Raw genomic sequence first — 25,545 nt, 5'->3', positions numbered from 1 at the left:
CAATGGAAAATCGCCCTAATAGGGCAGAAATCGTAATATCCGAAATTTTCTAGCTGCTGGTATACAAAACATTGCAGTTGTGTTAAAATGTTCTAAGGGTTTTGATGGTGTATGCTAATAGAAGTAAGGAGGCATATGCAAAACGAACATCGAAAAATAAAAGATTTACCATTGGCTGAACGTCCATATGAAAAATTCCAGCAGTCAGGGCCGGCTGCTTTGACGGATGCAGAGCTTTTATCTGTTATCATTCGTGTTGGCACAAAAGAGCTGCATGTAGTAGAACTTATGAAGGAAGTACTTGCATCAGCAGGAGGAAGCCTGTTTGAACTTAACAGGCTGTCTGCAAAAGATTTAATGAAAATACAAGGAATTGGTCCTGTAAAAGCAGCACAGTTAAAATGCATTATAGAACTGGCAATTCGCTTTTCCAAACAGGAGAGAAAGAATCAGGTACGTTTTCTTCAGCCAAAATCCGTTGCAGGATACTATATGCAGGAATTTCGAGTGAAAGCCCGAGAAGAGCTTCTGCTTATTATGCTTGATACAAAAGGAAAACTGTTACAGGATTCCATAATATCCAGTGGAACAATTAATTATTCCATACTGGATCCAAGGGAAGTATTTGTTACAGCTTTTCAGTATCATGCAGTGCAGATCATTCTGCTGCATAATCATCCAAGCGGAGATCCCACTCCTAGCAAAGAAGATATTTTTGCGACACAAAAAATAAAGCAGGCAGGAGAAATCGTTGGAATTGAACTTATAGATCATATTATTATTGGTGATAATCGTTATATAAGCATGAGGGAAAAAAACTTATTTTAAATAACATAAGATTCCGGAAGGATGGAATTTTAGAAGGAGATAAATATGGCAAAGAAAGTGTTTGGTATAGATTTTGGTACTAGTGTAATTAAAATCTTTAAAAAAGGAGAAGGCATAGTCGTTGACGAAAAAAATGTAGTAGCTACTAAGAAAAAGAAACTGTATGCAGGCGGAAATGATGCGTACGATATGTTTGAGAAAGCACCTGAAAACATTACGGTGTCTTATCCAATGCGTGCAGGTGTTATTGCAGAAATAGAAAATATGCGAATGCTTTTAGATTATTTTGTACAGACAAAATGCTTTAAAAAGGGTGTAAAAAGTGCAGCAGAATTTGTAGTTGCAGTGCCTACAAACATTACAGAAGTAGAGAAACGTGCATTTGATGAATTAGTGCGTAATGCTGTTCCAAAGATAAAAGACGTAGTTTTAATAGAAAAACCGATTGTAGCAGCACTTGGCATTGGATTAGATGTAGTGAGTCCTAGAGGGGTAATGACGGTTGACATTGGAGCTGATACTACTGAGATTGGGATTATTTCCTTAGGTGGCATCGTGTTAAGCAAACTGATTCCTGTTGGCGGAAATAAAATTGATGAGACGATACAGCTTCTGGTAAAGAAAAACCATAACCTTTATATCGGCAGAAAAACTGCTGAGATGATTAAAATGGAATTAGGGAGTGCAGTAGAAGCAGAAGAAACAGCTATGAAAGTATTTGGACGTGATGTAGTTACTGGTCTTCCAAAACAGCAGGAAATTGATTCATCCCTAGTATGCAGTGCAGTCAGGGAACATTTATATACAATTGTAGATGCGATCAAAATGATTCTTGAACATACTCCACCAGAGATTACGTCTGATATTATTGACTCAGGCATTTTCCTGACTGGAGGTTCCGCAAAAATTAAAGAATTAGATAAGCTTATTTCAGAAGAAACGGATTTAATGGTAAATGTCAGTGAAGATTGTGAAAATTCCGTAGCGAGAGGTCTTGGTGTAGTAATGGATGATGATGGCCTTTTAGGACAGCTTCATCATTAATCAGTAATTTTTAAGTAGCAGATGGGAGTTAGGATGAGACGAAGATTTAATTTTTCAATAAAACCAAAATATATTTTTATTGCATGTGCAGCCCTCTGTGCAGGTGGGATGATTTTTACTTATGCAGATAATCAGAATCTGTCCTCTGTTCGTACTGTATTTGGTGATATTGTAACTCCAATGCAAAGTGGAGTGAATCAGGTTGGAAACTGGATTAGCGAAAAGACGGAAGTTTTTACAAGCATGAAAAAGCTGATTGCAGAAAACAAAGAACTTCAGAACAGAGTGGATACATTATCAAGCCAGAACAAAATTCTTCAGCTTGATCAGTATGAATTAAGCAACTTGCGTGAGCTTTATAAACTGGATAAAAAATATACAGAATATCCGAAAGTTGCAGCGAGAGTCATAACAAAAGATGGTGGGAACTGGTATAACATTTTTAAAATTGACAAAGGAACCAATGATGGAATAAAAAAAGGCATGAATGTTATGGCTGGTGATGGCCTAGTAGGAATTATAACAGAAGCAGGACATAACTGGGCATCGGTTCGGGCGATTATAGATGACAGAAGCAGTGTCAGCGGCATGGTAATGAAAACCAATGACAAATGTATTATAAATGGCAATCTGGAAATGCTGGATAGTGGCTATATCGAAATTGACAACATAACAAAAGATTCGGGCATAAAGAAAGGCTATGAAGTAGTAACATCCCGCATCAGTCCTAATTTTCTGCCGGGTATTCTGATTGGGACAGTTGCATCTGTCAGTACAGATGAGACAAATCTTAGAAAAACAGGAAAATTAATTACGGCCGTTGATTTTGATAAACTGGATACCGTTCTGGTAATTACTACTTTAAAAGAAAAAGAGTATTAAATTGTAGCGAGAGGGTAGGTCATGAAACGTTTTTTAATTTACATCTTTCTGACAATTATCTGTTTTTTGTTTCAGACAACATTATTTCAATGGCTGGAACTGGCAGATATTGTCCCAAACATTTTATTAATACTGGTAATTTCCATTGGATATATGAGGGGAATCAATGAGGCGATGTTTTTAGGAATATTATGTGGGTTATGCATTGATCTTATGTATGGAAATTATATCGGATTTTATGCCCTGCTTTATCTGGTAATTGGATTCTTTAGTGGATGTACCAGCTATTTTTATGAACAGGATGACTATACTATGCCAATTGTATTAATTGGTATAGGAGATCTGGTGTACGGAATCTTATTTTATAGTTTATCTTTTTTATTACGTGCACGTTTGAACATTTTTTATTATTTCAGAAGAATTATGATACCGGAAATTATTTATACAGTCATTGCTGGAATTATTTTTTATAAGCTGCTTCACAGTTTAAATGGCTTTTTGAACAAAGTGGAAAAAAAGGAGGAATAATATGCTGGAAGTGATTTTTGATGAAATAAAGCGTATTGCGAAATCCAGGCTTTTTCCAATTATGATTCTATTTGGAATTCTTTTTGTAATTCTTCTTCAGCGAATGTTTGTTTTGCAAGTAGTGAATGGTGAAAAGTACAAAGAGACCACAGAGATAGATACGAAAAAGACGATTGATTTAAAAGCACCACGTGGAATCATTTACGACAGAAATGGCGTAGCGTTAGCATACAATGAATTATCCTATGTTTTACAGATAGAAGATAGTAACGAATTAAAGAATGATGAAGAAAAAAATGAAATGATTTATAACTTGATTCATTATGTGGAAGGCTTGAATACAACGATTAACTATGACTTTCCCATGAAATACGATGGGAAAGGAAGGATACAGTTTACGGTTGAGGGGAATTCATTAAAGCGATTCAAGGTTAATGCATATTCCAGAAAGAATATGGATGACTTAACAGACGAAATTGAAAAAGCAGATGCGAAAGAAGTGTTTGATTATCTAATCAAGCAGTTTAAAATCAGCGAAACTTATTCCGCTGATGATACATTGAAAATTATGTCTATACGATATATACTTTATATAAACCGCTATAATAAAAAGAGGGATGACTACATTCCGATTACTCTTGCAGCCAATTTATCCGAGAAGCTCATTGCGACTTTAAAGGAGAACAGAGCGGAACTTCCTGGTGTGGAAATTGTAGAAGAAACAAAAAGAGTTTATAAAGACAGCCAGTATTATGCATCCATATTAGGTTATACAGGTACTATTTCCCAAGAGGTGTTACAGGAAAAAGAGGCTGATGGAGATACCTATTATTCTTTTTCGGATCAGATTGGAAAATCTGGCATGGAAGAGAAATATGAAGAGGAACTTAGAGGCGTGAAAGGAAGCCAGACTGTATCGAAGAATTCAGCTGGAAATGTTACTGGAATTTTAAAAACGGTACAGCCAAAACCAGGGAAAGATTTATATCTGACCATTGATTCGGAATTGCAGAAAGCCAGTTATATTTTATTGGAAAAAGAATTAACAGCAGTATTGCTAGAAAGAATCTGGAATAGCAAAAGTTATGGATCAAAGGGAAAATCATCGGATGATATTATGATTCCGATATATGATGTTTACTTTGCACTTCTGGATAACAATGTTATTGATATCGATCATTTTAATGCAGAGGATGCAACAGAGCTTGAAAAAAGCGTATATTCCAAATACGTGACAGAACAGAAACGTGTAATTGGTTCCTTAAAGTCCAAAATGGCTTATCAGAACCATTTCACAGGAAACAGTTTATCCAGTTCCATGTCTTCTTATATGGAACAGATTTATCAGAGTCTTAAGAAGGAAGGAGTACTTCTGACAAAGGAATTTGATAAAGAAGATGAAACCTATAAAAAGTACGTGGATGGCAAAACAGGACTGAATTCCTTTCTGGTATACGCCCTGGAAAAAAACTGGATTAACCTGTCATCTCTAAGTGTTGGCGATAACTATTTTAATACGGAAGAATTATATGAAAAATTATTAGACTATACATTTAAATTGTTGAAAAATGATTCAGACTTTAGTAAGCTTATTTATTATAATATGATAAACAGTTTCCAGTTAAGTGGAAGGGATGTTTGTCTGCTGTTGTTTGATCAGGGGGTTTTAAAGAAAAATGAGACTAGCATAAGCAGTCTTAAAAATGGCACGGTTTCAGCTTACAGCTTTATTCGTGATAAAATTAAAAAATTAGAGATCACCCCTGCACAGCTAGCATTAGAACCATGTTCGGGATCTGTAATTATCACAGATCCGGATACAGGAGATACATTAGCCTGTGTAACGTATCCAAGTTATGATAACAACAGGCTAGCCAATACCGTAGACTCAAAGTATTTTAGCTTACTGCAGTCCTATAAGTCGAAGCCGTTTTTAAATCGTGCTTCCAAACAGCTTATAGCACCAGGTTCTACGTTTAAAACATTTTCTTCTATTGTGGCATTGAAAGAAGGAGTCATTACTCCGGAAACCAGAATTACGGATCGTGTAATTTTCACAAGCATTCATCCGAGTCCATCCTGCTGGAGTAAATATACACATGGATCCATTAATGTTTCGGATGCTATCGGTGTATCCTGTAACTATTTTTACTATACCTGTGGATTTAACATGAGTAAGGATAGCCATGGAGAATTTGTACCAAATATTGGATTGAAAAAAATTCAGAAATATGCAAAAGAATTTGGATTAACTGACAAATCTGGACTGGAGATGTCGGAAGATGCTCCAGCAATATCAAATCGAGATCCAGTACGTTCTATGATTGGACAAGGCGACAACCTGTTTGCACCTGTGCAGTTAGCAAGGTGGGTAACCACCATTGCAAATAACGGAACCAGTCATCAGCTTACATTGATTGATAAAGTTGCAGATAAAAATGGAAAAAGCAAAAAGAAGGCCAAAGAAAAAGAAGAACAGGATGCGAAAAAACTGGATGTGTCAGATTCTTACTGGAGTGCTGTAAAACTGGGAATGAATAAGGTAGTAAATGGCCCTCACAGCAGTATTGACCAGTATTTTAAGGGACTGGATGTTACAGTTGCAGGAAAAACAGGAACTTCCCAGATTACCAAGAAAGTTCCAAACAATGCGCTTTTTATATCATTTGCGCCATATGAGAAACCAGAAATTACAACAACAGTTGTAATTCCCAATGGATATACATCTGCCAATGCCGCCCAGACTGCAAGTAAAATTTACGAATATTATTTTGCAAAAACAAAGAAAGAAAAAACAGCGATTCTAAAAGGCGACATTAATAAAGCTGGAAGCTCACATTCTCGAACAGATTAAGGGGGTTAAGATGAATAATTCAGTCATCATTAAAGGTACAAAATCAGGAATTATAGTTGTGCTGGATTCCAGCATAGATTATGAAGATTTAAAAGAAATAGTAGCAAAGAAGTTCAAAGAGTCAGCCAAGTTTTTAGGAAATGCCTCTATGGCATTGACCTTTGAGGGACGCGAATTAACAAACGGCCAGCAAAGAGAACTGCTTGATATCATTAATGAGAACTCAGATTTACACATTGTCTGTGTGGTAGATACAGATAAAGAGAAAGAAGAAATACTGTCTAGAAGCCTTAATGACAGGCTTATGGCATTGCAGTCCAATACGGGACAGTTTTACAAAGGAAATCTTCGTTCAGGACAGGTGCTGGAAGTAGAATCCAGTATTATTGTAATTGGCGATGTGAACAATGGAGCAAAAGTGGTATCGAAAGGAAACATTGTTATTTTGGGAGCTTTAAAAGGGAATGCTTTTGCAGGAGCAGCTGGAAATTCCAACGCTTTTGTTGTGGCTCTGGATATGGAACCAGTTCAAATCCGGATTGCAGATACCATAGGAAGAGCGCCAGATAAAAAAAGCAAAAACGTGGTGAAAGAACCTAAAATTGCATTTGTTGACGAGGGAAATATTTATATTGAAACACTAAATAAAAGTGTTCTAAATGATATTCAGTTATAAAAAAATAAGACAAGCAGAAGATATGCAAAAAAGATATGGAGGACTAAGAGTATGGGAGAAGTAATAGTTATTACATCTGGTAAGGGCGGCGTTGGTAAAACAACGACTACTGCGAATGTAGGTACAGGACTGGCAAAGTTAGGAAAAAAGGTGGTATTAATTGATACAGACATAGGTCTTCGTAACCTTGATGTCGTTATGGGATTAGAGAACCGGATTGTTTACAATTTAGTTGATGTTGTGGAAGGAAACTGCAGAATTAAGCAGGCTCTTATCAAAGACAAGAGATATCCAAACCTATATCTGCTGCCATCGGCTCAGACACGTGATAAAACAGCTGTTTCGCCAGAACAGATGAAGAAACTTGCGGCAGAATTAAGAGAAGAATTTGATTACATTTTAATGGATTGCCCAGCTGGAATCGAGCAAGGCTTCCAGAATGCAATTGCAGGTGCAGACAGTGCGTTAGTGGTAACGACTCCTGAGGTTTCTGCAGTACGAGACGCAGACAGGATTATTGGACTACTAGAAGCCAATGAAATCAAAAGCACACACCTGATTGTAAACCGTTTACGTTCTGACATGGTAAAACGTGGAGACATGATGTCTAGTGATGACGTTGTGGAAATTTTAGCAGTAGACTTAATCGGTGTTGTACCAGACGATGAAAAAATTGTTGTATCTACAAACCAGGGTGAACCTTTAGTTGGTGACGAAAGTTTAGCAGGACAAGCATATATGAACATTTGCCGCCGTGTTATGGGAGAAGAAGTACCATTGTTAGACTTACATGGCAAGAATGGATTATTTACTAAACTTGCATCAATATTCAAAAAGTAATAGGAGGATCATCTATGGGTTTTGCAGATTTTTTTAAGAAAAGATCATCAGGGAATGTTGCAAAGGACAGATTAAAATTAGTATTGGTATCAGATAGAGCAAACTGTTCTCCTGAAATCATGGAACAGATTAAAAATGATATTATTAAGGTAATATCAAAATATGTGGAGATAGATGCTGAAGGGCTGGATATTAAAATAACGCAGACAGAATCAGACGGGGACAATGGTACTGTTCCCGCACTGTTTGCAAATATCCCAATTAAGGATCTGAAAGCTCCGAAAAAATAAGGATGAAAAAACATGTTTCAATTCAAACAGTATGACTGGAAGAAACTGAATGTTTCATTAGTTATTGTAATTATGATATTGTGCTTATGCAGTACAGTACTTGTTCGTTGTGCTGCACCAGTACAATTCAAAAGCAGCTATTTTAAAGGACAGTTTGTAACCATGGCCGCAGGTCTGCTGGTGATGGCTATGGTGTCGTTAATTGATTATCACTTTATATGCAGATTTGTTCCTGTTTATTATGTAATAGGTACCATAATGGTTTTTGCCACAAAGCATAAACCATTTGGTACGGATTTAGGTACAGGTTCCTGGCGCTGGCTAAAAATCGGAGTGAATTTCCAGCCTTCCGAAATTGTTAAAATAATTCTGATTTTAACATTAACAGTGTATTTTGAAAGACGCCGGGACAAAATGGATCGATTTACAACCTTCTTTTTAGGTGGTATTATTATGGCATTGCCAACATTTTTCATAATGATACAATCTGATTTGTCTTCTAGTCTGGTTATGATTTTTATTTTCGCAATGATGGTTTTTGCGGCAGGGCTGGATTACAAAATTGTTGGGACTGTACTAACGGTTATCGTTCCATTAGTTGCAGCAATGTTCTGGTATATTCAGCAGCCTGGACAGAAACTGCTTCGCGGCTATCAGTATAAACGGATTGCTGCATGGCTTGATCCAGAGTCTTACAAGCTTGGTGAAGCATATCAGCAGCTTCACTCAATTCAGGCAATTGGCTCGGGACAGCTGCTGGGGAAATTATTTACAGACCCTGCAGCTGAGAGACATTATCCATTTTATGTGGATGTTACAGAAAGTGATTTTATCTTTACTGTAATGGGTGAAGAACTCGGTTTTATTGGATGCTGTGTAATTTTGGCATTATTGGCAATAGTTATAATAAAGTGTTTACGCACAGCAAAGGCAGCAAAAGATTTTCAAGGCAGGATTATTGCCATGGGGATTGCTTCCATGTTTATGTTTCAGGTATTTGCAAATGTAGGTGTAGCAACACTTCTATTACCAAACACGGGACTGCCGCTGCCATTTATCAGCAGAGGTTTAAGTTCAGCCTTAAGTTCTATGATAGGGATTGGTATCATTTTGAATATCGGATTACAGTCCCGATATGGCTCCCGAAGTGGATTTTCAATGAGTGATTATGACCAAAGGGGGAATTTTTAATGAATATTGGATTGATTGCACATGATGCAAAGAAAAAATTAATGCAGAATTTCTGCATTGCTTACAGAGGGATTCTTAGTAAGCATGATATTTATGCGACAGGTACAACAGGCAGATTAATTGAAGAAGTAACAAATTTATCAATTCATAAGTATCTGGCGGGCCATCTTGGCGGTGAACAGCAGTTAGGTGCTCAGATTGAGCATAATGAAATTGATTTAGTAATCTTTTTAAGAGATCCATTAACAAAGAAATCCCATGAGCCAGATGTGAATAATGTTTTTCAGCTTTGCGATACACACAATATTCCACTGGCAACCAATCTTGCAACAGCGGAGCTGTTAATTAAGGCACTAGACCGTGGTGATTTAGACTGGAGAGAAATTTTAAAAGCTTAGTAAGGTGAACACATGAAAAAAAGGTTTTTTGCAGCTGCTGTAACCGTGTGTCTGCTTCTTGGTGGATGCGCAGGCAACAAAGTCATGATTCCCTATAGCAGTGACACAAATAGCATGACACTTGCAGAATTAGACAAAGGTGGCGAGAGTCAGCTGTTTGCTGCTGACCTAAGCGTAATCCCTTTGGGAGATGACAAAGGAGCCGATGCAAAGTTAACAGCAGAAAGCGTATTATTGATAGATTCTACGGATAATAAAGTGGTCTATGCAGATAACATTTATCAGAAAATGTATCCTGCAAGCATAACAAAGATAGTGACAGCATTAGTGGCGTTAAAAAACAGTGACTTAGAGGATATTGTTACCATTTCCCATAATGCTGCAAATATAAAAGAGCCTGGTGCGAAACTCTGCGGATTCAAAGAAGGCTGTACCATTACTATGAGAGAACTGCTTACTGCTTTTCTTGTATACTCTGGCAATGATGCGGGAGTTGCAATTGCAGAACATATTGCAGGCAGCGTTGATAAATTTGCAGAAATGATGAATGAAGAAGCGAAAGAAACTGGTGCAACCCATTCTCATTTTGTAAATCCACACGGTTTGCACGATGACAATCATTATACAACGGCTTATGACATTTATCTGTTTTTTAATGAATTAGTAAAAAACTATGGTTCCTTTGTGGATATTATCAGTCAGGGAATTGTAAAAATTGAATACAAAGGTCCAGATGGCTCTTATGCCAGCCGTACCTTCTCTAGCACAGACAGATATTTAGTAGGGACACAGACAGCACCAGAAGGTGTTACTGTGATTGGAGGAAAGACGGGAACGACAGGTTTAGCTGGTTCGTGTCTGGTTTTATACAGTGAAGGAGAAAATACACATAAATATATTTCGGTTATCCTAAAAGCAGATACAGGGGATGCGTTATTTTTGCAAATGAATGAGCTGCTCAGCAAAATAAGCCAGTCTTAAAAGGCAGTTTTACAGGAAAAGGAAGAGATAGATTCCTTCATATTTTTGGTTATTTTACACATATAATATATTGTTTTAGATAATAGATTTTAATAGCCAAAAAGCAAAAGGAGGAGCATAAATGGTACAAATTATTGCGGGTGAAACAGGTAAAGGGAAAACAAAGGAATTATTAAGAATGGTAAACGATGAGGTAAGGACCATTAGTGGAAGAATTGTTTATCTAGACAAAACCAGTAAACATATGTATGAACTTAGTAATAAGATCAGACTGGTAAATGTGAAAGACTATTTGACTGTAAGCAGTGCAGAATTTTTAGGTTTCATATCTGGAATTGTTTCGCAGGATAATGACATTGAGAAGATTTATATTGACAGTTTTTTAAAGGTTGCCTGTGTTGACATGGTGGACTTGGAAACGGTTTTGAAAAAGATTGATGAACGCTCTAATGCTTTCAAAGTAGACTTTATTCTTAGTATATCTCTTGAAAAAGAACAGCTTCCTCCAGTTTATCAGAAGTCAGTGGTTATGACATTATAAAATTTATCATTATAAAATTTATATCTGAAAACGAAAAAATATCTCCAGCCATTTAGTTGGTTAGAGATATTTTTTCATGTCTGTTATAAAAAGCATCATTTTTTTAGTGATCATCAGCAGCAATCAGGCGGCCAAAGAAACTTAGAGCGTATAATCCGCTAATTCCTACTAATGCATAGATAACTCTGGATAGCCAGGTCATTTCTCCGAATAAAACACTTACTAAGTTAAAATCCAGGAATCCAATAAGTCCCCAGTTAATTGCACCAATAATAACTAGAATTAATGTAATACAATCGATAACTTTCATAGTTATGCCTCCTTAATCATGGTACTTTTAGTTTTACCAAAACTTAATTTTATATACAAAATTTAAAATAGGTCTTTTAAAATAATGGTAAAACAAGTATAATGTATTTTGATATATGAGGAGGTTTTTTTTTTGAGTAGAAAAAATAGAAACGTCGTAAAGTATAGGAGGCCAATTCGTTTAAATGTTGGTACTGTAATTTTTCTATTTATTTTTATTTACTTGGTCATTATCGTTTTTTCTTATTTTTCCAGTAATCGTAGTTCAGTCTATGAGGTAGTACAGAAACATATCGCTGATAATAATACCTGTCAGGGAATTATATTAAGAAAAGAAAAGGTACAAACCAGCAGCACTGCAGGATACATTAGCTTCTATGTAAAAGATGGAGACAGAGTGTCAAGGAAGGCCAATGTGTATTCTGTTGATGAAAGCGGTAAAATATACGATACCCTGGTTGCCAATGAGGCAGACCAGAAATTAGCATCAGAAGATAATACAAAAGTGCGTAATTATCTAAAAGCTTTTCAAAAGAGTTTCCGTTATAGTGATTATAGCACTGTAACAGATCTGAGATGTAACATTGATAAAATAATTTTAGACTTTTCTCATTTAGCACTTTCAGATGCCATGCAGAAACTTGTGAAGAATTCAGGGGAAACTTCTTCGTTTCAGTTAGTTTCATCGAAGACAAGTGGAATTTTCAGTTCCACCATTGATGGCTTTGAGTCCTTAAAAGAGGAAGATATCTCAAAGAAGACATTTGAAAAGAAAGCAGAGAACAGGACAGTTTCTTATGATACAGCTCTTACAGAGGGGACACCAGTCTACAAGCTCATTACCAATGAGTCCTGGTCTATCGTTTTGAATTTAAGCAAAGAACAATACAAAAAACTTGCAGAAAAGGAAGAAAATGCAAAAGGTACTCCAATGGTTACTATCCGTTTTGTAAAAGATGGATTTAAACAGACTGTTCCATTTAAGACGTTTACAAAAGGTGACGGATATTTTGCAACACTTTTCTTGCAAAAATACATGATATCATACTTAAATGAACGCTTTATTGATGTAGAATTAATATTAAATTCTGCGGAAGGCTTAAAGATTCCAAAGACAGCACTTTTAGAGAAGGAGTTCTACAAGGTGCCAATTGATTATTTTACTACTGCAGGTGAGAATAACGCTTCTGGTCTGGTAAAGAAAGTATACCGCCAGTCAGGTGATGTTAAATATGAGTTTGTTGAAACCGGTTTAGTAGCAAAAGTGGATGAAGATTATGCATACATAGAGAAATCCGGTTTTGATTCTGGTATTATTATTCAGAATCCGAAGACGCAGGAAGAATATACTATTGGAGAAACTGGAACTTTAAAAGGTGTGTATAATGTAAACAAGGGATACTGCATATTTAAACAGGTGGAGATTTTATACGAAAATGATGAGTATTGTATTGTAAGCGACAAGACCTATAATGGATTGTCTAATTACGATCACATTTTGTTAAATTCAGAAAATGCATCAGAGGAAGAAATTATCAAATAACTATCAAATCCAGTTAGATACAGGTTTAAGCCAGAAAGACAGAAAACAAAGGAGTTGATTGCATGATTCATGAGAACTTGGTAAAAGTGGAAGAACGTGTAGCAAAAGCTTGTGAACGGGCAGGCAGAAAAAGAGAAGAAGTAACTTTGATTGCAGTAAGCAAAACAAAACCGGTGGATGATGTGAAAGAAGCCATGAAGGATGGCATCATTGATTTTGGTGAAAATAAAGTGCAGGAAATAATGGATAAATATGAGGCAATTCCAGAGAAGCTGAACTGGCATATGATTGGCCATTTACAGAGGAATAAGGTAAAATATATTGTGGACAAGGTATGCTTGATTCATTCTGTGGATTCTTTGCGTTTGGCAATTCAGATTGATGAAGAGGCAAAGAAAAAGAATCTGGTATGTCCTATTCTGATTGAAGTAAATGCTGCAGGAGAAGATACGAAGTTTGGAGTTTCGGTACAAGAAACGGAGCCGTTGATTCAGGAAATTGCAAAGCTGTCTAATGTTAAAATCAAAGGACTTATGACAATTGCACCTTTTGTAGAAGATGCAGAGGAAAACAGGGTGCATTTTCAAGCATTGAAAAAATTATCAGTTGACATTAAAAGGAAAAACATTGATAATGTAGATATGAGCATTCTGTCAATGGGAATGACAGGAGATTATGAAGTGGCAATAGAAGAAGGTGCAACAATGATACGTGTTGGCACAGGCATATTTGGAAATAGAAATTATAGTATATAGGAGTTTGAGTGAAATATGGCTAATATGATTAAAAATTTTCTTGGCTACTTTAAGTTAGACGAAGAAGAGGATGATTACGAAGATTATATGGATGAAATGGATGATAAGGAACGTAGTCGAATGGAACGTGAGCGTATCCGCGAACTGGAGCGTGCACAGAAAAAAGATTCTTTTTCGGAGCGTAAGTTAAACAGGAGACCAAAAGAAGTGGATGTACCTGATTTTGCGGAGAGCCGTCGTGATAAATCCTTGCGGGCAGACAGAACTTCTAATAATAAAATTGTGCCGATTCGGACAACAGCTAAAGGATTAGAAGTTTGCATTATGAAACCGTCTACCTTTGAAGATTCTCAGGAAATCTGTGATATGCTGCTTACAGGAAGAGCAGTAGTAGTGAATCTGGAAGGGTTCGACCCGGATGTAGCACAGCGGATTATGGACTTTATTTCAGGTGCAGTGTATGCAATAGGTGGAAAACTGCATCAGATTTCAAGATATATTTTTATTTTTTCCCCAGATAATATTGATATATCAGGAGATTATTTGGATCTTGTACCAGTTGATGGTTTAGGCGTTCCAACGATTAATAAGGAGTTTTAAATGGATGATGCAATGAGAAACTTGTTTAGCAGGTTTCTCATTGTTTGCATTAAAGTATGGAGAACAGAGAGGCTGGCTGATGATACAGGAAAAGGAAGAAAAATTTTTAAAAAACAGGCTGAAAGAATTGGCAAATATAGCAGAGAAAAGGGGAGTTCCGCTTTTTACAGATTTTCTGAATCTAAATGAACAAAGTATTCTTCATACAATGGAAAAAGAACTTAACTTTGTTCGCATTACCTCATTTGGAGGATACGAACTGGCAGAGAGACGCTTATTTTGTTTTACGGGAAAAGATTCTTATTATGAAGAATCTGGACAGAATGGAGAAAATAAGGAAGCGGGAAGTACATTTCCTTTGTGTGTTATTAAGATTTCTGTAAGAAATGAAAAGTTTAGCGATAAGCTTACCCATAGAGATTATCTGGGAGCTATTTTAAATTTGGGGATAGATCGCTCAAAAACAGGAGACATATTGGTTGACTTTCCTAATGCTTATGCGTTTTGCAAAGAAGAAACTGCTGAATTTATTACAGCAAATTTAAAAAAAATAAAACATACCCAAGTAGAATGCAATATAGTAGAACTTCAGGATTTTCCTATTCAGCAAAAATGTGAAGAGATTCGGAAATCCGTAGCTTCCATTAGGCTGGATGCCATTATAGCTGCAGCATTTGGAGGTTCTAGAAGCAGTTTAAGTAATCTGATAACAGGAGAAAAAGTGTATGTGAATGGAAAACTGGTTTGTTCAAACAGTTATGAATTACACCAGGGAGACATTGTTTCCGTACGGGGATATGGAAAGTTTCGTTTCCGGGAGATGCAATCTCAGACAAAAAAGGGACGAATTTATGTACTTTTAAAAAAATATATTTAGGAGGATATATAGAATGCTTACACCAATTGAGATTCAAGGAATTACTTTTAAGACAGGAAGAGGGTATAAAAAGGATGATGTAGATTCCTTTATGAAGGCATTACACCATGACTATGAGATCATGTATAAAGAGAATATGGAGCTGAAAGAAAAAGTTTCTGCTTTAAATGATGGTCTTAAATATTATAAGAATTTAGAAAAAACCCTTCAAAAGGCACTTGTTTTAGCTGAAAAGACATCTGAAGAAACGAAAGCCGCTGCACAAAAACATGCAGAGACAACAGAAAAAGAAGCTAAGTTAAAAGCGGATAAAATCATTTATGATGCAAAACAGGAACTAGGAACGATTGAAGCAAAAATCCAGGAACTTTTACAGAATTTTGAAATCTATAAACTGCAGTTTAAGCAGATTGTAACATCGCAGATGGATTTGTTAAATAGCAATGCCTTTGATATTAAAAAGAAAGAACAGGCTTTGTCAGAAGAACTAGAAAAAAAAGAAACTGCCGCAGCACAAAAGCAGCCGGTTTCTGTAAAAGAGGATATCAATCAGGTTGAAAAAGCAGAATTGAAAGAAGAGGCAGAAGAAACAAAAAAAGAAGTAAAGGAAAAACAGAAACCTCAGAAGAAGGAAGAAATAAAAAGAGAAATTAGAAAAGAAGACACTGCACGTAAAATTGTCCGTTCCGGAAACAGCGATTTAGACATTCAAAGGGAATTAGCAAGTTCTATTGAAGCTCTTGAAAAAGAGGAGAAAGAAATGAAAGAACAGGATGAACCAGACGCTAAAGAGATACAGAAAAAAAACATAAAAGAAACTGCAGCTGTGCAGGAAATAAAAAAAGAAGCAAAGGAAGAAAAGAGAGAGGATTTAGACTCTCTAGATACACAGACAGATATGGAAATTAAGATGCTGCAAAAACTTCTAAATGAAATCAGAAGAGGAAGTGATGCAGAAGCGAGTGACAAGGATATGGATTTTGAATATGTAAATGCCGATAGCAATGATTAATAAACACAATGGAGGACAAAAATGAATAAGGTTTTAACGGTTAGTGATAAAGGAAAAGAAATATATAATATTTATTACGAGAAAGACTTTTCCGGTTTAGGGGAGATACTTGCGAAGTTTGATTTAAAAAAACGTAAAATCTGTATTGTATCGGATACGAATGTTGCAGAATATTATTTAGAAGAAGTGGAAGCAAAGCTGAAAGAGTGTGCAGGCTTTGTAACTAGTTATGTCTTTCCTGCAGGGGAAGCTTCTAAGAACATTGATACGGTTCAATTAGTTTATGAACATCTGATATTAAATCATTTTGACCGGAATGATATGTTAGTTGCCTTAGGTGGTGGTGTAGTAGGTGATTTAACAGGTTTCACAGCAGCTACTTATTTACGAGGAATCCGTTTTATCCAGATTCCTACTTCTTTGCTTGCTATGGTAGATAGCAGTGTAGGTGGAAAAACAGGTGTGGATTTTATGTGTTATAAAAACATGGTGGGAGCATTTCATCAGCCATCCGCTGTTTATATGAATATTTCAGCTCTGCGTACCTTGACAGAGGAGCATTACTATAATGGATTTGCAGAAATTGTAAAGTATGGCATGATTCAAGATGCAGAATTTCTGTCCTGGATTACAGAACATCTAGGAGAAATCTATCAGCATGAGGAAGCCATTCTTCAGGAAACCGTTTATAAATCATGCATGTTTAAGCGGGATATTGTGCAGAGAGATGCCACAGAAAAAGGCGAACGTGCATTATTAAATTATGGACATACGATTGGACATTCCATAGAGAAAAACAGTAATTTTTCACTTTTACATGGACAATGTGTGGCTTTAGGAATGGCAGCGGCACTCTATATGAATGTAAAGCGGGGGAATGTGATGGAACAGGAACTTTCCGCTTTTGAAAATCTTTTAGAAGTATTAAAGCTTCCAACAAAGCTAAAAGATATGGATGTAGAAAAGATTATTGACGGTACGAAAAATGATAAAAAAATGGAGGCAGGTTCCATTAAATTTATTCTGTTAGAGTGTATCGGAAAAGGATATATCGACAATACTGTAACAGATGAAGAGATGCGGGATGCAATCAATTATCTAATGAATAAGAAAGGCAATTAAGGATTTCAAAATGAAATATGTAAAGGGTATTTTAGGTATAGTTTTTCTTGTACTTCTTGATCAGCTGACAAAGCACTGGGCTGCAGTTACGCTTAGAGGAAAAGAACCTGTCGTTGTCTGGAAAGGTGTTTTTGAACTACGATATCTGGAAAATAGAGGAATTGCTTTTGGACTTTTTCAAAATAAAACAATAGTATTTGTTGTTTTTACAATTGTGATTTTAGCTGTTTTAGGTTATTATTATTATCGTATCCCTGCAATTAAGAAAATGATACCATTGCAAGTAGCTATGGTTTTTCTTGGAGCAGGAGCAGCAGGAAACTTAATGGATAGAATCATAAAGAACTACGTAATTGATTTTTTATATTTCAGTTTGATTGATTTCCCAATATTTAACGTAGCGGACTGTTATGTAACCGTTTCACTGATTGGGCTTGTTTGTCTGATATTATTTTATTATAAAGAAGAGGATTTAAATTTTCATGCAAAATGAAAAAATGGAAGAATTGGAACAGGATATTTTGGAATTTGTGGTTGAAGAAGAAAAAAGCCAGTCAAGAATCGATAAATATTTAAGCGAATGTATGGCAGAAAGTTCCCGTTCTTATATTCAGAAGCTAATAAAAGATGGTAATGTGACCATTGCAGGAAAATCAGTTAAGGCAAATTATAAAGTAAACCGGAATGATGAGATACAGGTAGTTATACCAGAACCAGAAGAGCCGGATATTCTTCCAGAAAATATACCATTGGATATTTTATACGAAGATTCAGATATTATTGTGATTAATAAAGGAAAGGGAATGGTTGTGCATCCTGCGGCAGGACATTATTCTGGAACAGTTGTAAATGGCCTTTTGTATCATTGTAAGGATGAATTATCTGGAATTAATGGGGTTATGAGGCCAGGTATTGTACATCGGATTGACATGAATACCACAGGGGTAATTGTCATATGTAAAAACGATAAGGCACATAACTGCATTGCAGAACAGCTAAAGGAACACTCCATTACCAGGGAATACCATGCTATTGTGCATAATCATTTTTCAGAACCTAAGGGAAAAGTCGATGCACCTATCGGCAGACATCCCGTAGAACGAAAAAAGATGGCTGTCAATTATAAAAACGGGAAAAATGCAGTAACACACTATGAAGTGATACAGAATCTAAAGCAGAATTTTTCTTATATAAAGTGTCATTTAGAGACAGGCAGAACGCATCAGATTCGTGTGCATATGGCTAGTATTCAGCACCCATTGCTTGGAGATGATGTATATGGACCGAAAAAATCCATTTATCAGCTGGAAGGCCAGACGTTACATGCTAAGACACTTGGATTCCTGCACCCAGCCACAAAAGAGTATGTGGAGTTTTCCGCTCCATTACCAGAGTACTTTTCTGAGCTGATAAGGAAACTTAGTTAAAATAATGCCCTGCATTGGCTAATCTGCTATTGTAGGGTATTTTAAATGCAATCGAAAAAACAGGGAGAAGAAGGAAAAATGAAACATGTAAAACAGAAATTGAAATGGTTCGTAACGGGAGCCGTAGTATGCATAGGTATATTAAGCTGTAAGAGTGTTACAGTAAATGCAGCGGCAGCTGAGTATGGGCTTTTAGTAGGAAATTCCAGTGGACATTATACATACTATGACTTAAACGGCGGCAAAACAACCCAGAGAATTGAAAAATCATCTGGAAAAGTCATGGTTCCAGTTAAAAAAGTAAGCTCCTATATGTCAGTGTTATCCTATGAATATAATTGGGAGCAGAATAAGGCAGCTATTAAAAACAAAAAGAATGGAAAGAAAATAGTACTTACGAAGAATTCACAGTATGCCTATATGTATGCCAGCAAAAATGCAAAGGTAAAAAAAGTGAAACTTTCTGCAAAATCTTATATTTCATCAGGAAGCGGTGCATTAATGGCAGATGTGAAAGTATTCCGTTATGTGTTTCCAAAAGCTGCAGGATATTCTTTTATTTCCACTGGGGATTCAGAAGGAAAAAAGAAAATCAGCCAAGCATATTATAATTCCCCGAATTTAAAAAGCATTATTGTTTACAATCCTTATAAAGCAGTAACTTCACTGCCGAAAGCAGATACAGTAAGTTTTAAAAGCGCAAACGAGTTATCTAGTATCGTTAGATTGACGATACCAGAAGGATATTCTTTAGCACAGATTGCAGATTTAACAGTGAAAAAAGGAGTCTGTCAGTCAACAAAAGCATTTATAAAGGCTGCGAATGCAGTAATGCCTTCCTCTTACTGGTTTTTAAAAGATGTTAAGAAAACATCCGCACGCTGTTTCTATTTAGAGGGGTATTTGTATCCAAGTACCTATGAGTTTTACCGAAATACAGCACCAGAAGATGTTCTTGCAAAAATTTTAAAGAATACAGGGAACCAGTTGACAAAAGCTCAGGAAGCAAGAGCCAAGGAACTAGGATATACTTTGGATCAGGTGCTTGCAATTGCTTCTATCATTGAAAAAGAAGTTTCAATAAGCACAGAGCAGGCGAATGTCTCATCTGTGTTACACAACCGTCTGAGTTCTTCCGAAAAACTTCAGTGTGATGCTACCATTAATTATGTAGAGCACTACATAAAACCTTATATAACAGGAAACAAGGACCGTTATAACGTATATTACAATACTTACAAATGTAAAGCATTGCCAAGTGGACCAATCTGCAATCCTGGAAAAAAGGCAATTCAGGCAGCCTTATATCCAAATAATACAAATTATTTGTTTTTCTGTTCCAGCAAAAAGGGGAAATATTATTATTCAGAGACCTACAAAGAGCATCAAGCAATTTGGGAAGAAATTAAAAATGGGTTAAAATAGACAATAATATTATGTTTGTAGTTTGATTATATGTAAAATATGCTGTGAAAGTCAGTGTTTATCTGGATTGACACAAATACTTTACATAGATTTTACAAAACGGTGTAGTAGATTTAACAATTCTCTTTTACAATTAATTTAACAAATTGCGGAATGAGGTGACATATGTTCTTGAAATAGAGAACATAACTATATGGAAATATCAAATGTATTTGCCCTATTAGGTGGACTAGCTTTATTTATATTTGGAATGAACCTGATGGGTGATGGCTTAAAGCAGATGGCAGGTTCATACCTGAAAAAGATTCTGGAGAAACTTACAGCCAGCCGTTTTATTGCAATGTTAGTAGGAGCTGGCTTAACTGCATTAATTCAAAGTTCCAATGCCATGTGTGTTATGGTAGTAGGGTTTGTAAATGCAGGAGTTATGCAGCTTGAACGTTCTGTTGGTGTTTTGATGGGTGCCAAAATTGGTACAACCATGACAGGCCAGTTAATTGCCTTTAACATTACAGAAATTGCTCCAGTTATTGCTTTTATAGGTGTGGCACTTACGATGTTTTCTAAAAAGAAAAAAGTAAAATGCCTCGGTCAGATTATTACAAGTTTGGGCGTGCTTTTTATCGGTTTAGGAAAAATGAGTGAAGCCATGAAGCCATTAAGAGATGTTCAGTGGTTTAGGGATATTCTTGCTGGCCTGTCAAATCCTATTTTAGCTGTTTTGGTTGGTATTGTTTTTACTGTTATCATACAGAGTGCCTCTGCCTCTGTTGGTGTGCTGCAGGTAATGGCAGCCAGTGGAATTATTAGTTTCCAGCATGCATTCTTTGTTATGATGGGCATGAACATCGGTGCAAGTGTTGCCCCAGCAATTGCGTCAATCGGTGGCAGAAAAGATGCAAAGCGAGTTGCATTAATTGTGGTATTATTCGAAAGCATTGGCATGATGCTGTTCTTAATATTAGCACAGTTTACCCCTATTATAGATTTAGTGGCAGGTACGGCCCATGACCCAAGCAGGCAGCTTGCTAACGCAAATACAATTTTCAACTGTACAACAGTAGCAGTGCTGCTTCCATTTGCTGCACATTTGGCAAAACTGTCTAAGATGATTATCCCAGGAGAAGATGAACAGGAACAATGCAAGCTGAAATTCATCAATGAAGCAGGCTACCGTTCTTGTCCTGTTTTAGTGGAACAGATTGATGCAGAAGTCAAACGTATGATTGATTTAGTAAAAATTAATTTAGATCGTGCAACAAAGACATACTTTGCGGATAAGCCTTTTGATCCGGATGAGTTTAATAATATAGAAGAGACAATAGATTTTCTTAACCGTGGCATTACGGATGCACTGATTCGTGCAAGTGCAATGGAAACCACAGATGAAGAAGCAAAGCATGTAGGTAACCTGTTCCATGTTATTAGTGATTTGGAACGTATTGGTGACCATGCAGAAAACTTATTAGGTTATGCAAATCGTTTTCTGGAAGAGAGTTTAACGGTATCTGATGAGGCAAAGAGACAATTGGATGTATTGGTGAAGAACGTGTATCGCATTTATGAAGAAGCTTGTGAACATCTGTATCATCCAGAGCAAATACGTTACGACCAGATTTATCAGCTGGAAGATCAGATTGATAACATTGTAGAAGATATGAAAGTAGATAATATCAGGCGTTTAAACGAGTCTATATGTAAATCACAGGAAGGTCTTATTTTTGTTGAAACATTAGTTGATTTAGAACGTATTTCCGATCATTGTCTCAATATTGCACAGGCATCCAGAATACGTTATCATCATACTGTAACAAGGGCTGAGGCTCTTGAGCCTATACGTGTAGTACAGTAATTTTTATAAAAGATAAAGAGGAATAGTTAAGAGTGGCTATTGCTCTTTTTTTTAGTATTCCGTTATAATAAAAGAGGAATCATAAAAAACAATAACAAAAAGATAAAAGATAAAGGAAGTGTTTGTATGAAGAATAAGGGGAAATACATAATTGGCGGTGCAGCGATAGCAGGTGCTGCTTTGTTTTTAAGAAGGAAAATGGAAGTGCATGAAATGAGGAAAAAGTATAATTTTTTAGATGAAATTCCAGATAAAGATCTATCCAAATTGCCAGTATTTTTATGTAATCCCATTGGATTTCGTTTGTTTAATGTCTTTATGACAGGAGGTAAAGGTAAATTTGTAAAGGGTGTGAAAAGAACGACAGTTCAGATTCAAACTTTTGACAATGAAATAATTGATTCGTATCTGTATGAACCAGAAGGAACAGAAAATGAAACTCTTCCATGTCTTTTATATTTACATGGTGGAGGGTTCTACGTGGACTACTTACCTACCTATCATAAAATTGCAGCCAATTATGCTAAATATGCAAACTGCAGAGTGATTTCTGTACGATATAGAACTCTAACGAAAGTTAAATTTGAAACTGCCTTAAAGGACTGTTATAAAGGTTTTTTATGGGTGTATGAGAATGCAGGACGTCTGAATATTGATAAAGAGCATATTGCAGTAGGTGGTGATAGTGCGGGGGGGACTTTTGCGGCTGCATTAGCACATTATACCAGAGATCAGAAGGGACCTAAATTTTGTTATCAGATGTTAATTTATCCAGCGACTGATCTTTCTATGTCAAGTGAGTCAATGAAACGTTTTACAGATACTCCAGGATGGAACGCTGAGTGTGATAGAAGGATTTTCAAGTATATTAAGCCTCAGCTTAATGCTGAGCTTCGTCCTTATCTTAGCCTAGTGGAACAGACAAACTTTGAAGACTTGTGCAATGCTTATGTAGAAGTGGAAGAGTATGACTGTTTGCATGACGAGGGAGAATTATACGCTTCTATATTGGAAGAACATGGGTATGATGTTTATTTCAATGATATGAAGAGAACATTTCATGCATATGATCAGAATCAGGAACTGGAAGTTACGAAGAAAACTATGAAGTTAAGATGCGAATTATTACGAAAGGCGTTTGAAACAGAATAAAATTATCATTACAGTATGTTTTAAGATTTATCCCTTTCGTAAAAAGTATTTGAAAAGCGCATTGAAATACGATACAATGAAGTGGAAATGGAACAGTAAGAAAGAGAGTGTAAGAATGGAATTTATAAGGATCGACGATAATACAGTTCGTTGTATTGTAAATGAAGATGACATGAGAGAATATGACGTTGAATTAGATGATTTTCTTAAAAATAGAAGTAAAGTTCAGGAATTTCTTCATACTATAGTAGAGAGAGCTTCTGACGAAGTTGGCTATGAGCCAAAGGATGGTTTATTAGCTATGCAGATTATGATGTTGCCTAAAAATCGTCTTGCAATTACATTTTCCGAAAAAATGGATGAGAAAGACGATCTGGGAGATATCATTCAGCAGCTGGCAGGAGCAACTATAGAAAAAGTTTCATCATTAAAGGAATTGTTTGAACAGGAAGTGGAAGAGAAGAAAATCCAGCCAGTTGTAAATGAGAAGAAAAAATCAGTGAATGTTCAAATGCAGATATATGTATTTGATAAAATGAATGATTTTGAAGAGTTCTCTTGTATTATACCAGACAAGCTTACCGTAAAAAGCAGTTTATATAAAGATGAAAAGAAAAATCAGTATTATGCTATTTTAGAAAAGGGAAGGCTGTCTAAAGTAAATTACAGCTCTATTTGTACAATGGCATCCGAATATGGAAGGTTTGTTTCTGAAAAGGAAGACAGAAGAGCTTTTGTTGAAGAACATTTTAGCTGTTTGATTTTGAATCGAGCTATCAAAGTTATAAAGAAAATTAATAAGGTTGATTTTTAGTGCAAAGTCAGCCTTATTATTTTATTTATGTAGTGACTGATTCGGAGACGGGAGTGAAAATGTAAGGAGGAGAATTATAGTGGAAGGAATTTTGGGAAAGAATAAGCAGTTAATCTTATCTGCAAAAAATATGATTTTAGAGGTATTGTTAAATCAATATAAAGTACAGGATTTAGATTGTGGGGAATTTGCCAGCCTGACTATACAGAATATGAAGTTTCATGTGAAGAGTTATGCGGTAGAGAAACTTGGACATCTTGTATTAATGGATACAAGCGGGACAAAAGGCTTACAGATGCTTTCGGGTGTGGTAAATCCTTATTATAAGAATCTGCCAATGCTGTCATTTGATTGTATGTATATAGAAGAAAGAAGAAGTATATTAATAGAGCTTTATGACTTGGTAGAAGAAAAAGAACCTATTTATTTGAATTATATAGAAAAGTTTAAAGAGCTTCAGAAACAGTATGAATGGGAAGATATGGAACTAAACGAAAGCTGGTATGATGATCTCCGTTCTGTTTGTATGTCGAAGGCTGTTGGAGCTGAAGAAGAGAAAGTATCGGCTGTTTTAAAAGAATTTCTAAGCTTGTATGTGGAAATGGAGCAGAAACTGTGCTGTTTATCGGAAAATCGGATGGAAATAAAGCAGAGTATCACACAAGATTATGTAAATAAGCTAATTGAGGCAGGTGGTCCATCAACCAATATGTTCAAAGCAGCTTTAGGAACAGAAAAGATGAAACAGTTTTATGATAACGTCTTTTTTTGTACAAAAGCTGATTATAAGAATAGAGAAAGGGAACTTAATAAAAAAGATATTGACAACTATAAAGATGTCTGTTATACTAACCCAAGTCGACAGCAAAATGTTTAAATAGTAAAACATTTAAATAAAAAATGAAAGAAAAAACTTGTTGACAGGCATCGAAAGATGTGATAAGATATAAAACGTCGCTGAGAGGAAAAGAGAAAATCCTGCAGCCAAGAACATTGATAACTGAACAGTGAAACAACCTTGAAAATTCAGAGAATAAATTTGTTCCAAAACTTTGGTTCTGGAACGCGAACAGCATCTGAGAGGATGCACCTATATAGTAAATGAATTCTGGAAACAAAAAGCCAAGCTTTTCGTTCTGGAAGGATAGAAACTTTTATTGAGAGTTTGATCCTGGCTCAGGATGAACGCTGGCGGCGTGCTTAACACATGCAAGTCGAACGAAGCACTTGAATGGATTCCTTCGGGAGGAAGTTCTTGTGACTGAGTGGCGGACGGGTGAGTAACGCGTGGGTAACCTGCCTCATACAGGGGGATAACAGCTGGAAACGGCTGCTAATACCGCATAACCCGATAGGGCCGCATGGCCCGGACGGAAAAGAATTATCGGTATGAGATGGACCCGCGTCTGATTAGCTAGTTGGAGGGGTAACGGCCCACCAAGGCGACGATCAGTAGCCGGCTTGAGAGAGTGACCGGCCACATTGGGACTGAGACACGGCCCAAACTCCTACGGGAGGCAGCAGTGGGGAATATTGCACAATGGGGGAAACCCTGATGCAGCGACGCCGCGTGAGTGAAGAAGTATTTCGGTATGTAAAGCTCT

Annotated in this window: 26 protein-coding genes and 1 rRNA gene; 26 read left to right on the top strand and 1 reads right to left on the bottom strand. The window is 36.2% G+C overall.

Translation table 11 applies throughout. The features are described from left to right. The first annotated feature begins 135 nt into the window (after positions 1 to 135). The 12 genes from radC (at position 136) to BMY85_RS11105 (ending at position 11,053) form a co-directional block, all read left to right on the top strand. The gene (gene radC / locus BMY85_RS11160) at positions 136 to 828 is read left to right on the top strand and encodes a RadC family protein (RefSeq protein WP_092478361.1); all 693 of its coding nucleotides are present in this window, start codon (positions 136 to 138) and stop codon (positions 826 to 828) included. A 45-nt stretch (positions 829 to 873) separates the two neighbouring features. After that, positions 874 to 1,872: a rod shape-determining protein gene (locus BMY85_RS11155; RefSeq protein ID WP_092478360.1), complete on the top strand. Its 999-nt coding sequence runs from the start codon at positions 874 to 876 to the stop codon at positions 1,870 to 1,872. 33 nt (positions 1,873 to 1,905) lie between these two features. Then, positions 1,906 to 2,754, top strand: coding sequence for a rod shape-determining protein MreC (gene mreC, locus BMY85_RS11150; protein WP_177180761.1), 849 nt, complete (start codon positions 1,906 to 1,908; stop codon positions 2,752 to 2,754). 21 nt (positions 2,755 to 2,775) lie between these two features. Then, positions 2,776 to 3,282, top strand: coding sequence for a rod shape-determining protein MreD (gene mreD, locus BMY85_RS11145; protein ID WP_092478358.1), 507 nt, complete (start codon positions 2,776 to 2,778; stop codon positions 3,280 to 3,282). 1 nt (position 3,283) lies between these two features. Further along, positions 3,284 to 6,136, top strand: a complete 2,853-nt coding sequence (locus BMY85_RS11140; protein WP_092478357.1) for a penicillin-binding transpeptidase domain-containing protein — start codon at positions 3,284 to 3,286, stop codon at positions 6,134 to 6,136. A gap of 10 nt (positions 6,137 to 6,146) precedes the next feature. Continuing rightward, complete coding sequence (minC, locus tag BMY85_RS11135; RefSeq protein ID WP_092478356.1) at positions 6,147 to 6,812, top strand: septum site-determining protein MinC; 666 nt, start codon at positions 6,147 to 6,149, stop codon at positions 6,810 to 6,812. Between the two features lie 51 nt (positions 6,813 to 6,863). Next, complete coding sequence (gene minD / locus BMY85_RS11130) at positions 6,864 to 7,652, top strand: septum site-determining protein MinD (RefSeq protein ID WP_092478355.1); 789 nt, start codon at positions 6,864 to 6,866, stop codon at positions 7,650 to 7,652. A 14-nt stretch (positions 7,653 to 7,666) separates the two neighbouring features. Continuing rightward, a complete protein-coding gene (minE, locus tag BMY85_RS11125) occupies positions 7,667 to 7,942 on the top strand; it encodes a cell division topological specificity factor MinE (RefSeq protein WP_092478354.1) in 276 nt (91 codons plus the stop codon). A 12-nt stretch (positions 7,943 to 7,954) separates the two neighbouring features. Continuing rightward, positions 7,955 to 9,133 (top strand): FtsW/RodA/SpoVE family cell cycle protein, encoded by a 1,179-nt coding sequence (locus BMY85_RS11120; protein WP_092478353.1) that lies wholly within the window; start codon positions 7,955 to 7,957, stop codon positions 9,131 to 9,133. Then, entirely contained in the window at positions 9,133 to 9,531 is a 399-nt protein-coding gene (mgsA, locus tag BMY85_RS11115; protein ID WP_092478352.1) for a methylglyoxal synthase, read from the top strand. Before BMY85_RS11120 ends, mgsA begins: the two co-directional genes overlap by 1 nt. Before the next feature lie 12 nt (positions 9,532 to 9,543). Beyond that, complete coding sequence (locus tag BMY85_RS11110) at positions 9,544 to 10,512, top strand: D-alanyl-D-alanine carboxypeptidase family protein (protein WP_092478351.1); 969 nt, start codon at positions 9,544 to 9,546, stop codon at positions 10,510 to 10,512. 121 nt (positions 10,513 to 10,633) lie between these two features. Then, positions 10,634 to 11,053: a twitching motility protein PilT gene (locus tag BMY85_RS11105; protein ID WP_092478350.1), complete on the top strand. Its 420-nt coding sequence runs from the start codon at positions 10,634 to 10,636 to the stop codon at positions 11,051 to 11,053. 103 nt (positions 11,054 to 11,156) lie between these two features. On the opposite strand, the gene BMY85_RS11100 is transcribed toward BMY85_RS11105, so the two are convergent. Next, a complete protein-coding gene (locus tag BMY85_RS11100; protein WP_092478349.1) occupies positions 11,157 to 11,363 on the bottom strand; it encodes a DUF378 domain-containing protein in 207 nt (68 codons plus the stop codon). A gap of 132 nt (positions 11,364 to 11,495) precedes the next feature. Here BMY85_RS11100 and BMY85_RS11095 point away from each other — a divergent pair, with 132 nt between their 5' ends. The 14 genes from BMY85_RS11095 to BMY85_RS11030 all read left to right on the top strand — a co-directional run. Next, complete coding sequence (locus BMY85_RS11095) at positions 11,496 to 12,905, top strand: HlyD family efflux transporter periplasmic adaptor subunit (RefSeq protein ID WP_092478348.1); 1,410 nt, start codon at positions 11,496 to 11,498, stop codon at positions 12,903 to 12,905. Between the two features lie 62 nt (positions 12,906 to 12,967). Then, the gene (locus BMY85_RS11090) at positions 12,968 to 13,660 is read left to right on the top strand and encodes a YggS family pyridoxal phosphate-dependent enzyme (RefSeq protein WP_092478347.1); all 693 of its coding nucleotides are present in this window, start codon (positions 12,968 to 12,970) and stop codon (positions 13,658 to 13,660) included. Between the two features lie 15 nt (positions 13,661 to 13,675). Continuing rightward, on the top strand, positions 13,676 to 14,260 hold the full coding sequence (locus tag BMY85_RS11085) for a cell division protein SepF (protein ID WP_092478346.1): 585 nt from the start codon (positions 13,676 to 13,678) through the stop codon (positions 14,258 to 14,260). A 40-nt stretch (positions 14,261 to 14,300) separates the two neighbouring features. Further along, complete coding sequence (locus BMY85_RS11080; protein ID WP_092478345.1) at positions 14,301 to 15,137, top strand: YlmH family RNA-binding protein; 837 nt, start codon at positions 14,301 to 14,303, stop codon at positions 15,135 to 15,137. 13 nt (positions 15,138 to 15,150) lie between these two features. After that, positions 15,151 to 16,149, top strand: a complete 999-nt coding sequence (locus BMY85_RS11075; protein WP_092478344.1) for a DivIVA domain-containing protein — start codon at positions 15,151 to 15,153, stop codon at positions 16,147 to 16,149. A gap of 21 nt (positions 16,150 to 16,170) precedes the next feature. After that, a complete protein-coding gene (gene aroB, locus BMY85_RS11070; protein ID WP_092478343.1) occupies positions 16,171 to 17,271 on the top strand; it encodes a 3-dehydroquinate synthase in 1,101 nt (366 codons plus the stop codon). 10 nt (positions 17,272 to 17,281) lie between these two features. Continuing rightward, the gene (lspA, locus tag BMY85_RS11065) at positions 17,282 to 17,764 is read left to right on the top strand and encodes a signal peptidase II (protein ID WP_092478342.1); all 483 of its coding nucleotides are present in this window, start codon (positions 17,282 to 17,284) and stop codon (positions 17,762 to 17,764) included. Further along, the gene (locus BMY85_RS11060; protein WP_330387274.1) at positions 17,754 to 18,698 is read left to right on the top strand and encodes an RluA family pseudouridine synthase; all 945 of its coding nucleotides are present in this window, start codon (positions 17,754 to 17,756) and stop codon (positions 18,696 to 18,698) included. Before lspA ends, BMY85_RS11060 begins: the two co-directional genes overlap by 11 nt. A 78-nt stretch (positions 18,699 to 18,776) precedes the next feature. Continuing rightward, positions 18,777 to 20,123 carry an endolytic transglycosylase MltG gene (mltG, locus tag BMY85_RS11055; protein ID WP_177180760.1) on the top strand — a complete coding sequence of 449 codons (1,347 nt, stop codon included), beginning with the start codon at positions 18,777 to 18,779 and terminating at the stop codon, positions 20,121 to 20,123. Between the two features lie 193 nt (positions 20,124 to 20,316). Continuing rightward, entirely contained in the window at positions 20,317 to 21,975 is a 1,659-nt protein-coding gene (locus BMY85_RS11050; RefSeq protein WP_092478340.1) for a Na/Pi cotransporter family protein, read from the top strand. 126 nt (positions 21,976 to 22,101) lie between these two features. After that, complete coding sequence (locus BMY85_RS11045) at positions 22,102 to 23,127, top strand: alpha/beta hydrolase (protein ID WP_092478339.1); 1,026 nt, start codon at positions 22,102 to 22,104, stop codon at positions 23,125 to 23,127. Positions 23,128 to 23,242: 115 nt separating this feature from the next. Beyond that, complete coding sequence (locus BMY85_RS11040; RefSeq protein WP_177180759.1) at positions 23,243 to 23,941, top strand: adaptor protein MecA; 699 nt, start codon at positions 23,243 to 23,245, stop codon at positions 23,939 to 23,941. Between the two features lie 79 nt (positions 23,942 to 24,020). Further along, positions 24,021 to 24,818 (top strand): hypothetical protein, encoded by a 798-nt coding sequence (locus BMY85_RS11035; protein WP_092478337.1) that lies wholly within the window; start codon positions 24,021 to 24,023, stop codon positions 24,816 to 24,818. Positions 24,819 to 25,094: 276 nt separating this feature from the next. Beyond that, positions 25,095 to 25,545: ribosomal RNA gene (locus BMY85_RS11030) — 16S ribosomal RNA — on the top strand; the annotation flags it as partial.

The sequence above is a fragment of the [Clostridium] polysaccharolyticum genome, assembly GCF_900111595.1.
In the GTDB taxonomy this organism is placed as follows: Bacteria; Bacillota; Clostridia; order Lachnospirales; family Lachnospiraceae; genus Clostridium_AI; species Clostridium_AI polysaccharolyticum.
The sequence above is the reverse complement of the archived record's forward strand: the minus strand, read 5'-3'. Positions and strand labels throughout refer to the sequence as shown.

Coding starts and splice junctions, on each gene's coding strand:
- BMY85_RS11120 (WP_092478353.1), top strand. CDS start 7,955: ATGTTTCAATTCAAACAGTATGACTGGAAGAAACTGAATGTTTCATTA.
- BMY85_RS11100 (WP_092478349.1), bottom strand. CDS start 11,363: ATGAAAGTTATCGATTGTATTACATTAATTCTAGTTATTATTGGTGCA.
- BMY85_RS11105 (WP_092478350.1), top strand. CDS start 10,634: ATGGTACAAATTATTGCGGGTGAAACAGGTAAAGGGAAAACAAAGGAA.
- BMY85_RS11110 (WP_092478351.1), top strand. CDS start 9,544: ATGAAAAAAAGGTTTTTTGCAGCTGCTGTAACCGTGTGTCTGCTTCTT.
- mreC (WP_177180761.1), top strand. CDS start 1,906: ATGAGACGAAGATTTAATTTTTCAATAAAACCAAAATATATTTTTATT.
- aroB (WP_092478343.1), top strand. CDS start 16,171: ATGAATAAGGTTTTAACGGTTAGTGATAAAGGAAAAGAAATATATAAT.
- BMY85_RS11075 (WP_092478344.1), top strand. CDS start 15,151: ATGCTTACACCAATTGAGATTCAAGGAATTACTTTTAAGACAGGAAGA.
- minE (WP_092478354.1), top strand. CDS start 7,667: ATGGGTTTTGCAGATTTTTTTAAGAAAAGATCATCAGGGAATGTTGCA.
- BMY85_RS11040 (WP_177180759.1), top strand. CDS start 23,243: ATGGAATTTATAAGGATCGACGATAATACAGTTCGTTGTATTGTAAAT.
- minD (WP_092478355.1), top strand. CDS start 6,864: ATGGGAGAAGTAATAGTTATTACATCTGGTAAGGGCGGCGTTGGTAAA.
- mltG (WP_177180760.1), top strand. CDS start 18,777: ATGAAACATGTAAAACAGAAATTGAAATGGTTCGTAACGGGAGCCGTA.
- radC (WP_092478361.1), top strand. CDS start 136: ATGCAAAACGAACATCGAAAAATAAAAGATTTACCATTGGCTGAACGT.
- minC (WP_092478356.1), top strand. CDS start 6,147: ATGAATAATTCAGTCATCATTAAAGGTACAAAATCAGGAATTATAGTT.
- BMY85_RS11090 (WP_092478347.1), top strand. CDS start 12,968: ATGATTCATGAGAACTTGGTAAAAGTGGAAGAACGTGTAGCAAAAGCT.
- BMY85_RS11085 (WP_092478346.1), top strand. CDS start 13,676: ATGGCTAATATGATTAAAAATTTTCTTGGCTACTTTAAGTTAGACGAA.
- BMY85_RS11155 (WP_092478360.1), top strand. CDS start 874: ATGGCAAAGAAAGTGTTTGGTATAGATTTTGGTACTAGTGTAATTAAA.
- mreD (WP_092478358.1), top strand. CDS start 2,776: ATGAAACGTTTTTTAATTTACATCTTTCTGACAATTATCTGTTTTTTG.
- lspA (WP_092478342.1), top strand. CDS start 17,282: ATGAAATATGTAAAGGGTATTTTAGGTATAGTTTTTCTTGTACTTCTT.
- BMY85_RS11140 (WP_092478357.1), top strand. CDS start 3,284: ATGCTGGAAGTGATTTTTGATGAAATAAAGCGTATTGCGAAATCCAGG.
- BMY85_RS11050 (WP_092478340.1), top strand. CDS start 20,317: ATGGAAATATCAAATGTATTTGCCCTATTAGGTGGACTAGCTTTATTT.
- mgsA (WP_092478352.1), top strand. CDS start 9,133: ATGAATATTGGATTGATTGCACATGATGCAAAGAAAAAATTAATGCAG.
- BMY85_RS11045 (WP_092478339.1), top strand. CDS start 22,102: ATGAAGAATAAGGGGAAATACATAATTGGCGGTGCAGCGATAGCAGGT.
- BMY85_RS11060 (WP_330387274.1), top strand. CDS start 17,754: ATGCAAAATGAAAAAATGGAAGAATTGGAACAGGATATTTTGGAATTT.